17 protein-coding genes are annotated in these 12,520 nt (G+C 42.6%); 1 reads left to right on the top strand and 16 read right to left on the bottom strand.

The window, feature by feature from the left end:
* Positions 1-113: 113 nt before the first annotated feature.
* The 7 genes from EBO34_RS05005 to EBO34_RS04975 all read right to left on the bottom strand — a co-directional run bounded on the left by EBO34_RS05005 (position 114) and on the right by EBO34_RS04975 (position 6,263).
* Complete coding sequence (locus EBO34_RS05005; RefSeq protein WP_249414007.1) at positions 114-749, bottom strand: sortase; 636 nt, start codon at positions 747-749, stop codon at positions 114-116.
* Between the two features lie 130 nt (positions 750-879).
* Positions 880-1,839 carry an LPXTG cell wall anchor domain-containing protein gene (locus EBO34_RS05000; RefSeq protein ID WP_183163718.1) on the bottom strand — a complete coding sequence of 320 codons (960 nt, stop codon included), beginning with the start codon at positions 1,837-1,839 and terminating at the stop codon, positions 880-882.
* A gap of 297 nt (positions 1,840-2,136) precedes the next feature.
* A complete protein-coding gene (locus EBO34_RS04995) occupies positions 2,137-2,682 on the bottom strand; it encodes a flavodoxin domain-containing protein (protein WP_122896825.1) in 546 nt (181 codons plus the stop codon).
* Between the two features lie 65 nt (positions 2,683-2,747).
* A complete protein-coding gene (locus tag EBO34_RS04990; RefSeq protein WP_122896824.1) occupies positions 2,748-3,683 on the bottom strand; it encodes a PDR/VanB family oxidoreductase in 936 nt (311 codons plus the stop codon).
* The gene (locus EBO34_RS04985; protein WP_122896823.1) at positions 3,680-4,141 is read right to left on the bottom strand and encodes a hypothetical protein; all 462 of its coding nucleotides are present in this window, start codon (positions 4,139-4,141) and stop codon (positions 3,680-3,682) included. The genes EBO34_RS04990 and EBO34_RS04985 overlap by 4 nt, the downstream gene beginning before the upstream one ends.
* The gene (locus EBO34_RS04980; RefSeq protein ID WP_249414006.1) at positions 4,134-5,054 is read right to left on the bottom strand and encodes a heme-dependent oxidative N-demethylase family protein; all 921 of its coding nucleotides are present in this window, start codon (positions 5,052-5,054) and stop codon (positions 4,134-4,136) included. The genes EBO34_RS04985 and EBO34_RS04980 overlap by 8 nt, the downstream gene beginning before the upstream one ends.
* A 231-nt stretch (positions 5,055-5,285) precedes the next feature.
* Complete coding sequence (locus EBO34_RS04975; RefSeq protein WP_122896821.1) at positions 5,286-6,263, bottom strand: ring-cleaving dioxygenase; 978 nt, start codon at positions 6,261-6,263, stop codon at positions 5,286-5,288.
* 170 nt (positions 6,264-6,433) lie between these two features.
* On the opposite strand from EBO34_RS04975, the gene EBO34_RS04970 reads away from it, so the two are divergent.
* Positions 6,434-6,634: a DUF4017 family protein gene (locus tag EBO34_RS04970; RefSeq protein WP_429699417.1), complete on the top strand. Its 201-nt coding sequence runs from the start codon at positions 6,434-6,436 to the stop codon at positions 6,632-6,634.
* 130 nt (positions 6,635-6,764) lie between these two features.
* Here the strand turns inward: EBO34_RS04970 and EBO34_RS04965 are convergent, their stop codons facing one another.
* The 9 genes from EBO34_RS04965 to EBO34_RS04925 form a co-directional block, all read right to left on the bottom strand.
* Positions 6,765-7,244: a DinB family protein gene (locus tag EBO34_RS04965; protein WP_122896819.1), complete on the bottom strand. Its 480-nt coding sequence runs from the start codon at positions 7,242-7,244 to the stop codon at positions 6,765-6,767.
* Between the two features lie 17 nt (positions 7,245-7,261).
* Entirely contained in the window at positions 7,262-8,146 is an 885-nt protein-coding gene (locus EBO34_RS04960; RefSeq protein ID WP_122896818.1) for a 5'-3' exonuclease, read from the bottom strand.
* 61 nt (positions 8,147-8,207) lie between these two features.
* Positions 8,208-8,972: a class I SAM-dependent methyltransferase gene (locus EBO34_RS04955; RefSeq protein WP_122896817.1), complete on the bottom strand. Its 765-nt coding sequence runs from the start codon at positions 8,970-8,972 to the stop codon at positions 8,208-8,210.
* A complete protein-coding gene (locus EBO34_RS04950; protein ID WP_122896816.1) occupies positions 8,973-9,518 on the bottom strand; it encodes a histidine phosphatase family protein in 546 nt (181 codons plus the stop codon).
* The gene (locus EBO34_RS04945; protein WP_122896815.1) at positions 9,515-10,066 is read right to left on the bottom strand and encodes a GNAT family N-acetyltransferase; all 552 of its coding nucleotides are present in this window, start codon (positions 10,064-10,066) and stop codon (positions 9,515-9,517) included. The genes EBO34_RS04950 and EBO34_RS04945 overlap by 4 nt, the downstream gene beginning before the upstream one ends.
* Positions 10,067-10,080: 14 nt before the next feature.
* Positions 10,081-10,779: a YwaF family protein gene (locus tag EBO34_RS04940; protein ID WP_122896814.1), complete on the bottom strand. Its 699-nt coding sequence runs from the start codon at positions 10,777-10,779 to the stop codon at positions 10,081-10,083.
* Between the two features lie 13 nt (positions 10,780-10,792).
* Positions 10,793-11,728: a serine hydrolase domain-containing protein gene (locus EBO34_RS04935; RefSeq protein WP_122896813.1), complete on the bottom strand. Its 936-nt coding sequence runs from the start codon at positions 11,726-11,728 to the stop codon at positions 10,793-10,795.
* 249 nt (positions 11,729-11,977) lie between these two features.
* Complete coding sequence (locus EBO34_RS04930) at positions 11,978-12,292, bottom strand: hypothetical protein (protein WP_142996769.1); 315 nt, start codon at positions 12,290-12,292, stop codon at positions 11,978-11,980.
* Complete coding sequence (locus EBO34_RS04925) at positions 12,231-12,494, bottom strand: cation efflux transmembrane domain-containing protein (RefSeq protein ID WP_122896811.1); 264 nt, start codon at positions 12,492-12,494, stop codon at positions 12,231-12,233. The genes EBO34_RS04930 and EBO34_RS04925 overlap by 62 nt, the downstream gene beginning before the upstream one ends.
* Between the last annotated feature and the right edge of the window lie 26 nt (positions 12,495-12,520).

Raw genomic sequence — 12,520 nt, 5'->3', positions numbered from 1 at the left:
TCTCCTCTAACTGACAATTATGTAATCTCTATTGCTTATTTGTTTCGTTTTGCAGGCTTTGTATTTTTCCCTACACTTATTATATATCATAAATAAATAAAGACGTTCCACATTTATTTGTGGACGCCGGTTAACTCAGCCTGAATGATGTAGCGATCCGGTGCACTCCCTAAATAATCAAGAGGGTAACATGTTGTTATCGTAAGTGTAGGTGACTCTTTGTCGACAATAACTGTGCGGTCCTCAGCAGCTGTAATCCAGATGTTTTTAATACTGTATACATATGTTTCCCCTTCAAACTCCAATAAAACATCATCGCCTTCGGTTACTTCCCCAAGCTTTGTAAACACAGAGTCACGATGACCGCTGACAACAGTGTGGCCCCCCACTTCAGGGGTAGTAGTCCATTCACTTACATACATCCCCACACCCTGCTTAAGTGTAACATCATCTGCCCCCCAATAGACAGGATAACCTTCTTCAACAGCAGGGATGAGAAGGGAAGCTACCTCTGCTCCAGGCTTGTATTCATTTCTTTCATCTGACATTACACGGTCTTCAGACAAAAAGCGCCGCAAAGAAACGTCCTCATCCTGGCTTTGACTGGACCGTTTCACATTTTCTTCTGCGTTACTGATCTGGTCAGCAGATAATGTGACTACCTCCTGCTTACTCTGAAACCATTCAAAACCAAAAAAAGCGAACGCAATTAATCCACTGAAAAAAACGATGTATAAAACCCGCTCCACAGCAGCCCCTCCCTCAGTATTATTAGCAGTAAATTTTGAAGAAGGTATCCCAAAAGTAATAATTACTTTTTGGGATACCTTCTCAGGCAGCAACTCAGCTGCTGTTGTAGCCGTTCGGTATTGAGACACCTTAAACGTTTTGAAAACGCCGCCGCACAATGAGGAGAGCCCCTGCAGTCAGTGCAAGAACAAGACCCCCGAGTGTCATCATCGGCGTATTCGTCGCAGTTGCAGGAAGTTTTCCACCTTCTTCTGCTTCTTCGAGTCCTTCTTCAATGATATCATCAAGATCTTTTGCTTCTTTTTTTACTTCACTTGGCAGGTCAAAGTCTTCAACACTGTTATAATTGTGGAATGACATATCAATCATCTGATAGATATTTGCTGTTTCACCTTCCATATGAATATCCATGTCCATTTCAAGGAACATCTCACTAAGATAATGTGTTTCCATATCGATATACAGTTCATATGAGAAATCATTGATCTCAATGTCCCCCATCATTTCTTCCATCATGACAGTCTCTTCATCTTCCATACTGCCATTCATTGTTTCGTTCATAAAGTCAGTTAGTTCTTCCCCGTCTCCCTCGTATGTAATCACATAGTAGCTGCCTTCCTCGGATAATGAAACATCATCACCCATCATTTCCATTTCATTTACCTGATCGCCTGGGTGGTAGGTCAACCCTTCCATCTCTCCTGTTCCTTCAGCAATCTTCATCCAGCCACCTTCAGGATCTTCCTGAAAAAAACCTTCGTCTGTCCAGTAGGAGGTTAGCGTCATGTCTTCTGCGCCATCCAAGCTAGTCGTCATCGTCTGTTTGAGTTTAAACGGGTCCAGGATAACGTCCTGTTCTACAATAGAATGAAGGTCCATTTCCCCGGACATTTCATCTGAAATTGTCTGATGAATGCTCATTGAACTCGAAAAGCTGGATAAATCCGCCATTGCTTCGTTCGAGTGATTCAAAACGTCCTGGGCACTCATATCACTGTTTGCAAAGGCAGTATGGTTAATCCCCAGACCTACAAGCAATCCCGACATGGTTAACGCTGAAAAAACAGTAAGCTTCTGTTTGTTTAACACTCTCATCTCTCCCCATCTATTTTAATTCACTAACAGATTTCGGTGTTGTTTCTATAACACACATAATTACAGTTTTAAGCATGTACTAACTTCATATAGTACCTTACCTCGCCCCCTTCATCATTACTTAATCTACTAGACTTTTCCTCTATGACAGGTAAAATAAACATATTTTTGTAAATAAATGAGTAATTTTAACATTTTATAGAGATGTAACCAAAAGTCATGGTACTAAAAACCTAATAAAAAACCTGCTGATCAGGTGGGGTTTCCCCTGATCAGCAGGTTTACTCAATCTTATTGCTGAAGTAGTTTTGCAGCTGTTTCAGCCACTCGCATACCATACTCTTCTGCCAGTTTCATTTCTCCCTCTACCGGCTTATTCATAGGTGAGTCCGGAGATGCTTCAACAGGAATCACAGCTGTTGCTCCGTATGGATTTCCAAATTTAACACGATCTTCATCAAGAGGACCTGTATTTGATACGAAGATCATACCGTGATGCTGCATCGGTGTCTGCAGCGCGCGGCAAATATTTTCCACACCACCATGCTGAGTAGACGTTGTAGCAAAAACGCCTCCTACTTTTCCTTGAAGCGCACCTGAAAACCACAGTCCCCCAAGCTTTGAGAAGAAATCAGCCATCTTTGGATTCGGTTCACCAAAGTACCCTGATGAACCCCAGATAATCGCCGAAGCTTCTTTGAGTGAATCCGGGTTAATATCTTCTACAGAGCTCAGGACAACGTCCATTCCTTCCACTTTTTTTGCTCCATCGGCAACAGCTGATGCCAGAACTTCTGTGTGCCCGTTCATGCTTGCATAAAGGACAAACGTCTGCATATTTTTACCCCCTTCTTTTTCTACATTAGTTTGGGGTAAATTCTACATTTCATGTACAGCTGAATTTATTTCATTGAAATTTCGATAACACCCTCTCCTCTCGATACACATGGCAGCATACGCGAACAGCGCTCTTCTTCTGTTAAAAATGAATCCCGGTGAACAATATCCCCTTTCTTTACAGCTACTTCACACGTTCCGCACTGCCCCATTCTGCATGAAAAAGGTATACCTGCCCCCTCCTTATTTAAAGCATCAAGTAAGGTGTCTTCCTGATTTACATTAATGATTTTCTCTTCCAGCCTGGCCGTAAAAGGATTATTGAAGCCGTCTGAGTGCAGCTGAACAAACGATTCCAGGTGCACCGAACCTTTCGGATAACCGGTGTGTAAAGCCGCGGTCTTTATCTCATTTTGGAAGCTTTCCGGTCCGCATATGTAAAGATGTGTGCCTATCCGGTGCTGCTTCACAAGACCCGGGTCGATTCTCTCCCCCTCCCGTGTAAAATAAAAGGTCGTTTGATCGGGGTGCTCCCGGTTTATGTATTCGTAAAAGGCACAGTCATGTTTCGTTTTTGCAGAATAATGAAGCTCAAACGAAGCCCCTCTCTTCCTGCACCATCTCATCATGGATAAGAAAGGAGTAATCCCAATTCCACCTGCATAAAAAACATGATGCTTAGCAGATAAATCCGGATGCAGAAAATTTCTCGGATAACTGATAGTGAGAGTTTGTCCTCGCTTCACGTGTTCATGCCAGCAGGAAGATCCCCCACTGCCTCTTACTTTTTTTAAGATGGCAATTTCATAATAATCATGAGAAGGACAGTTTGTCAGAGAATATGATCTGACAAAACATTCTGAACCACTGTGTAAATAAGTCAGAATATGGGCTCCCGGATGGAAACGAGGAAGGGACTGATCTAACTGAGGTTTTAAAGTAAAGCGTTTCACATGAGGTGTCTCCTGTATGATTTTACTGACAACTACAGGTATCCTCATGTTTCCCCCTCCTTAAAAGAATAAGATCCAAGATAAGCCTGATGAAATACCGACCAATTATCTGATACCTCAAGAAAACACCTGCATTCCGGGCAAGTTATTTCATCTCCCGGTTCAACAAAAAAGACAGCATGGCAGTGGGCGCAAAAAACGGGCCTGTGTTTGTCGCCTGGCGCGCACATCTGCATGTCATCGTCTGTAAAACCGGCCTCTTTGACTACGTACGCAATGGAGTGGATCATCGTTTCGGGTAAAAATCCATAAAGGTAAGTTCCCATTTTTTGTATTGATAAATAAGAAAGGAGCGCTGCCTGGTGATCCCGATCCTTTACTTCCACTTCTTCCACATCTGCCTTTACTCTTCTAAGTTTCGTTAACAGCACCTGGTGATCCTGAGAGTGATGATAAAGAATGAGGTACTTTTGCCTCCCCGGTACCCAGACCCAGTTCTTACTCATGTAACTCACCTTTAATGTAAGCAAGTACAGGATGTTTATATGGCGTTATCCCTTTGTAATCAGCAACCCGGTCAGGGAGGGACTCGAGAATGCTCAGGACCTGCCTCCCTTTATTTTTGCTTTTACAAAGGTCAGCCAATGAAAGCAAATGGGTATGAATGGTAAAAAGGATCACATAGGTCTCCGGCAGCCGGATAAGCTTTTGGGTTTCCACACGTAGATGGACTTTTTCACCTGCATTCGCTTCTGTCACTTCGTACCGTTCTTTCCCCCAATCAGGAAAGGCTTCCAAAGACGTATCAAGTCTGTTTCCTGCCATAAAAGACCAATTGACTCTCTCGAACGGCTGGTCAGGCAGCAGATGAAGTAAAAACCGCTCAATCCGTGCGTCCAGACTGTTTTCCCTGAAACCCGGGACAGGCCTGTGGATATCTTTAAAAGCCATTCCTTTATTGAAAACAAGTGACCAGTTTGAAGGAAAGCAAAGCTGGCCTGCGTCAAGAAACAACTGTCCTTCCCGCTGGAACATGAGAATAAGGTCTTCCTGAACGTGTTTGCCAATTGTATTAAGTGGCTCATCTGTTTCTTTATAAAGTAAATGGACTTCTTCTTCGGACATCTTGTTAATCAACGTCCGTTTTTTCCCTTTTTCCATTATGGAAAAATGCTGAGGATAAAAAGCTGATAACTGTTCAGTCAGGTAAAGAGCTGCTTCCCATTGTGCTTCGTATGTATAAGGAAAAGCCGAGAAACAACGATCCCGGTGTCTGTCAAGCAGTCTCCGCTTAATGGTTATTTCTTCCTGATAGTTGGAAGTGATTTCAACTGCGCTTTTGTTTATCATTGGAACAGCGTTGTTGGCGTATCCATAGTCCGTCTGCCCTTCTTTAAAAGGGTAAGGAAAGGAATTCATCTTTATCACACCCTCAGGTAATCGTATTATTTAACCCCTTCGACAAATTTGCGCGAAATCCTTTTTCTGTCATTTTAAGGGAGTAGATTTATTTCACTTCCTTTAGAGTACAGAAAGTATTTTGAGAAGAGTCACCCTGCAAAAGGAATAGAAAGAATTAAAAAAGAAGCTCTCAAAAGGTCGAGTATATCCTTTTGAGAAGCTTCGAAAAGATGGTGACAGTCATTGTTTTTATGAACGCTTCGTATTTAGAGGCTTTATCTTTGCTTCAATCTGCTCACGCTTGGATTCGAAAAATGGCGGAAGTGCAAGGCTTTCTCCTAGACTGTCAAGGTCTTCGTCAGTATCGAATCCAGGTCCGTCTGTCGCAAGTTCAAATAGAATACCGTTGGGCTCCCTGAAGTAAAGAGACCTGAAATAGAAACGGTCAACAAAACCTGAGTTTGGAATTTGCAATGAGTTAAGCTTTTCAACCCACTTATAGAGCTCTTCTTTGTTGTCCACCCGAAAGGCTACATGGTGAACACCGCCCCGGCCCATTCTTTCTGGTGGAAGATCAGATCGTTCCTCAAGGTGGACTTCTCCTCCGTTTCCGCCTTCTCCTGTTTCAAAGACAAGGATATCAGGCTGATTGTCCGCTGGAGATGGGTATGAACGGTCCGTTTTTACAAACCCAAGGATGTCGGTCAGGACTTTCACGGTTGATTCAGGCTTTCTCACTGTCAGCTTCACCGGTCCAAGTCCGGTTGCACCTTGTTCTTTTGGAACGGGAGAGTGCACCCATGGAGTTCCTGAAGAAACCCCATGGTTCGTTTCATCGGAAACAAAAGTGAGGCGCTGTCCTTCTGTGTCTTTAAAATCAAGATACTTCTTTCCTGCACGCTCGACGATTTCACTGCGCTTTACACCGTGATCATCAAGTCTTTTCTTCCAGTACTCCAGAACTGCATCATTCTCCACGCGTAACCCGATAGTGGAAATGCTGCTCACTCCAGGGTGATTTTTCGCAGCCATCGGAATTTCAAAGAAAGTGAGCTCTGTTCCTGGATTGCCCTTCTCATCACCGTAAAAAAGGTGGTAGACTGATGTGTCATCCTGATTGACTGTTTTCTTCACCAGCCTCATTCCGATAACTTCGGTATAGAAGCGATAGTTTTCCTGTGCATTGGCTGTTAAAGCAGAAACATGGTGAATGCCTTTTAAATTCATGTGGGTAACCTCCCGTTATCTATAAATTAATCAATTACTTACTTTTTGTAAGTTAATTATATTCTTTAATTTTACAAATGTCAATCCTTACGATATGACATTAAGGTCTAAAGGTGGATGTTCTTCTGGATTAATGTGGTAAAATACAATATATGTAAACGAAGGCTGTAATGATGAAGAATCTATCCATTTCTCTTGCCGCATATGTAACAGCATGCATTATTGCACTGATTTTACCGACTTCTGAAGGCTATAATACATTAGGGTGGAAACTGTTTGTCGGACATGTTTATGCCATCCCTGCATTTATTTTGGTTTTTATCTTTCTTCATTTTTTCAGAAGAAAGCAACCGCAATCCACAGGTTCCTGACAGGATTATACAGGCTGTGGGCCGGGCCCGCAGCGAAATCTCAATAACCTGCAACAACATTTATTCTATTCAAATTAAAAAGCTTTGCGGTAAGGGTCTTCATCCCCTGCCACAAAGCTTTTACACTTTTCTAATGCTCCGGCTTCCATACATTCCTGATGCCGGACGCATACTTTATTCCATTAATGACACCTAAGTGAAGGCAGTCATGACCGGTTAAAAGCTGAAGGAGCTCTTCTCCTGTTTCCATGCCGCGAAAGGGTGTTTCAAGCCTCGCTGTTACTAATGTGCCGGCATTTCTTTGCACCCAGTCATTTTGTTTCTCAAGTTCTTCAATTAAGGTGTCCAGAGAAGGTACCTGATCAAAATCCCAGTCATGGGGACTGGTTCCGTTCAGAAAAAGGTCATTATATAAAGGATCAAGCCGTTGATTTTCTTTACTAAGCGGTTCCATTTTTTCATAAAAGTTTGCGAGTATATGTCCTGCATTCCAACGGATGTTGTTCGGATAACCGGAAGGAATGTGATCTATAATACGATCAGGCGTTGCTTTCAGACTCATCGTAATACGTGTTCTCCACATATCGAATGACTTTACCGCTCCGCTCATCTTTATCTTCTCCTCTTTTATATGGATAAACGAATCCTTACTTCTTTATCATTCAGTTCAGATAAGATCTTCTCTTTTGAAAGAGATAATTCCAATTCATCAAATAAGAAGTCTTCAAGAGCTTCAATTTCGCAAATGATCTGGGAAAGCTCCTTACTCACATACGTTGTCTCTTTTCCAGCAGCGAGCTTTTTCTTGTAACGGTTATATTTTTTATCCAGTTCTTCAATCTTTTCATATACGGCGTCAATGGAACCGTATTCCTGAATGAGGGGAAGGGCCGATTTCTCTCCGATTCCCGGACACCCTGGAATGTTGTCACTGCGATCACCCAGAAGTGCCTTCACATCAACCCACTGGCTCGATTGAATACCAAACTCTTCTTCAAAAAGTGCGTGGGTATAGACAATTTCTTCTTTTTTCCGGTTAATAATCTGTGAGACGGTTGGACCCAGCAGCTGAAAAAGGTCACGGTCATTACTGTAGATAAAGCAGTGACCTTCCTCCTCCTCTGCCCATTTAACAGCGAGAGTACCAATGACATCATCTGCTTCATAAGCAGGAACAGTCAGCTGGGCAATTCCCATTCCTTCAAGCATGTGAGTCAGTGTTTCATACTGTTCTATCAGAGGTTCCGGTAAGTCTGTCCTTTGAGATTTATAGAATTCGTGAGCCTGGCTCCTTGTTGTTTCATCTCTTTTAACATCCCAGGCCACAGCTGTATGGGTAATCCCGTGCTCCTCAATGAGATTAAACAGCTTTTGAAAAAATACGCGAAGAGCATTTGTATAAACACCCTGGCTGTTTTTCAACTGTTCTTCTGACCGGCCGTAACTTGTTGCAAAATATCCCCTGCTGAGAAGATTAAATCCATCAATTAATAATAGCGTTTTCTGTGGCATCGTATTACTCCTTTAATTCATTCCTTATTTCATATGTTTTTATTGTAACATGGAACAAATCTTACGCATTCTCTGCTTTTTCACACACCACAATCATATTGGCCGAATGCTTTGTAAGGGGCGATTCGTCCCAGTCTCCATAAACCGCAGTTAAAGAAAATCCGTTTGTTTCAAGGACACGTTTCATTTCCTGCGGGTACACGTAACGGAGTTTAATTCTGTCGGTATCCACCAGACGGTCATCTATGAATGTTTTTGATTCACAGTAAAGGATCTGCTCAAAAGGATCATAACTCTCAGTTGACGTATAAGTGATCTGAGAATCTCCTTCTCTTTTATGTATCGTTTCCGTTGATTCCGCAGATTCCAGTTCGCCTGGCTGTGGAAAGCGTGTGCCGAATACAAACATCCCACCTTTTACAAGGTGTGCTTTAACACTTTGAAGAAGACGGTCCTGAGTATCGTTTGTAAGAAAGTGTTGAAAAGAGTTTCCGGTCATATAGATAAAGTCTGTCTGCACAGGTAAAGACAGACTGCAGCAGTCCTGTTCAAAAAAATGGACTGTGAGGTTTTTAGCCTCCGCTTTCTCTCTTGCCCGGCTCAGCATCCCCGGGTGGATATCTACTCCCATCAACGGAATTCCGTTTTCAGCCAGAGGAAGGGTCACCCTTCCTGTTCCGCAGGCCAGGTCAATGACAGGCCCTTCTTTTCCGGCAGCCCACTTTCTTAAAAAATGAATATCCTCAACATATTTATCATTTTTTTCGTCATACCCTTCAGGGTTTTCGTATGGCTGCAGGTTGTCTTTAAAGACGTCGCTTCTCATTTATACATCTCCTTCATGCTTTAGCGTTATTCTCTCTTGATCAAAGGTAAGTACAAACAAGTCAGGGTTTCTTAAAGCTTTCCAATCTTCAAACCCAATCTTCCTGTCGTAATAGTGAAGGATTAGGGAAAGCAGGTTTCCGTGAGTAACAACGGCAAACCTGTCCCCATTTCCATTTACAATGGATTTGATTGCTTCCAGCCCTCTTTGTTGAGCTGTCCGGCTCGATTCTCCTCCATCAAATGTTAAGTCGTGATCAATAAATGTGTTTTTCAGCTTTTCAAACCAGTCGGGCATATCCTTAGAAGACAGCTTCCTTTCTTGTAATCTCTCATCAGTATGTATGGGCTTGTTTTTTAGTAAAGAAAGGGGTTTAGCTGTATTGACTGCCCGTTTCCATGGGCTTGTTATTATTTTGTCTAGATTACGGTATGTGAAATATTTCTTTAGCTGCTCTGCCTGCTTTGTTCCTTTTTTGGTTAACTCTGCGTTAGGCCATTGTCCTTCTGCTTCACAATGACGGATGAGATAGATGATTTTTGTCATATTTCACTCCAGAGATACTCGTCCCGGAGGATGGAGTAGACAGCCGTATCATAAAAGCGCTCTCCATCAAAGTCAGTCTGCCTGAGAATACCGTCACAATGGAATCCGTTTTTCTCAAGAAGCCGTCTGGAACCCTGATTTTCTATAAATATATCTCCTGCAATTCTGTTTAATTTCAATTCTTCAAATCCAAATGAAAGGACACGGGGCAGAATCTGTGTCATTACTCCACTGTTTTGATAAACAGGAGAAAGAACGGCATTCATTTCTGCCTTCTGATGCCACTTATGAATTTTGTGAAAGCGAAACAAACCTGCTGCTTCATTATTGTCAGTTGGTCTGATTATCCAGGCCGCTTCCTTCCCCTCCCTCATCAAGCTGATTATCGCAGCCATTTTTTCTTCCATTTGCTCAAGGGACGTTACCGGATGGGGCGTAATAAATTTCATTGTTTCTTTGTCTTTGAAAATGGAAAAAAGATCAACGGAATCTTCGGCTTTTACTCTTGTAAGTAAAAAGTCGGCAGTTTTAAGGTCAGGTATATTCACGCAGACACCTCATTTTATCGTTTTTTAAAAACTAACCAGATAAGTGTAAAAAGAACGAAGGCAACACCCTGCAGACTGAGGATGTACCACGGGTGCGGGCCCAGATAATCCAGAAGACTTCCTCCGGCCGGTTTTTCAGATAAGAACCAGTAATTTCCGTTTACACTGTGATTTATCCAGATGATTACAGGAAGCAGAATATTCAGAAACAGAAGAGCTATAAGGACGCTTAAAAATCGCGGCCTGTAGTTGTGAATAACCACAAAGTAGACGGATACCCAAATGATTAGAATGTGGGTATAAAAGAAATGGACAAAACGAAAATGAGGGAACCCGTAGGAAAGTACAGGAGTCACAATCGCCTGAATGGCACCTGCTATTCCAATAAACAAAACAAGAGAATGAATGGCCCTGTGCCGTGTGAGCATCAGGACAATCACGAATACAAGGCTGATATTACAGAGCTCAAGAGGCAGAGCATGATTCTTCCCCCACTGCCCTGTTGTAATCAGCCAACCATGGTAGGCAGTTTCAAACAGCAGTAAGGAAACCGCAATGGCAATCTCATATTTTCTTAAACGTCGGTTTTTGATTCTGCTCTTCAGCGCGTAAATAACGGCAATCCCCAGGAAAAAAATAATAATCATCAACAGATGTTCGGCAGAAAACATAGAGAACGGCGTTTGTGAGTTATTTCCTGTATACCAGCTCACTTGCTTCTCCCCCTTACTTTTTAAAGCCTTTCAGCAGATAGCGGGTAAAAAGCGTAAAAGGCTTCACACCTTCTTTACGTGAATAGTCACTCGTAAACACACATACCATCTTCCTGTCAGGAACAACAAAGATATACTTCCCACCGCTTCCGGCAGCATAATAAAAATAAGGAAGTCTGTTCGTTTCAGGGTTCACCCACCAGTGGTAGCCGTAACGCTGATTTCCCATATCCGTTCCGGTCTTTTCTTCCGTTGAAGTACGGACCCACTCTTCGTTTAGTACAGCTTCGCCCCCGAACCGGCCGTTATGTAAATAAAGAGAACCGAATGCAAGTAAGTCCGCCGGCTTCATTTCCAAGCCGAATCCGCCAGTGGAAATGCCTTTGGGATCCTTGTCCCAGACTGCGTCTTTAATGTTCAGCTTTGCAAAAAGGTGTTTTCCGACAAATTCCTCTGCTGACAGGGACGTTCGTTTCTGAACCGCGGCACTTAACAGGTGGGAGTTAGCGCATACATAATTGAACGTCGTACCCGGCTTGTCTTTCAGAGACTGGTTGAAGATAAAGTCTGTCCAGTCCCCGGATTCGATCATAGGTTTATTACCGGCCCAGTCAATTCCAGATCTCATTGTAAGTAAATCTTCGATCGTCACCTCTTTGTATCTTTCCGGAAGATTACCATTTTCAAAAACCCGTGAAAGAGGTTCATTGACACTTTCGAAATAACCATGCTCAATAGCCAGCCCTACTGCAGCTGACAGGATACTTTTTGTGATGGAATTGACTTTCCGCGGTGTTTCCATATCTCCCCGCTCACTCTCGTATGTAAAGACGAGCTGATCTTCTATTAAAACCGAACATGTGCGGACGGGGTCATGGCGAAGTTCTTTTTCAAGTGCCTCCTTTTTTTTCTCATCCAAAGAAACTGACCCTGCTGAAAATCGTTTCATTCTCTCATCTCCTCTATTACCATTATACACCAGAAACAGACAGGTATTTTAGGGGATACCAACAGTTAGGACCTCATCACTTTTCACTATTCATTGTTGTTTTTACTGCTTTCCCCCAAAAAATGCGGGAGCACCGGGTTTTGTCGGTGTTACCCCGTAAAGCGAAAGGGGAAGAGAGCCTGTTTATAAAGCCCACTTACGGTCACTTGTAAACGAGATCGTAAGCCACTTCGTATAGGCAATGTCATTTTAACGTTCAAAAAACTCTTCCCGTATACGATCCTGGTCCTTAATTGACGGTTCCCATTTGTGTGTATCCACAATGAAATCCACTTCAATAAAGAGCTTACTTCCTACTTTTGATACTCGTAAAATGCTTTCATCAAATCCGTACTTTTCCTTAATGTGACTGCTGGTTTTCTCAATTTCAGTCTGAATCCCTTCTTCCGGAGCCATTTCAAGCACTTCTTTTAATTGTTCCTTAATCGAAAGTAACGGGACTTTAACAAAGTAGCCTGAAACGAGCATGACCATTAACGGGTCTGCGTACGGCGTAATTTCCAAAAGGAAAACGCTTAAAATCTGTCTTTTGAATATACGCTGCAGATAACAAAGAAAAGAAGGATAAGGCAACACTGATTAATGAATACAGTCCGTCAAATAATATCATTTGAGAGTTCCCGGCTATCCCCCAGACGATGGCTACGATTGCATAGATCAGTGCTCCGTATACAGATACTTTCAGAACCCGCTTTTCGTTTTGCATGTTTTCACCTCAGTAATTGAGTACTT

The sequence above is a fragment of the Alteribacter keqinensis genome (assembly GCF_003710255.1).
Lineage (GTDB): Bacteria > Bacillota > Bacilli > Bacillales > Salisediminibacteriaceae > Alteribacter > Alteribacter keqinensis.
This window is presented reverse-complemented; position numbering and strand designations above follow the sequence as displayed.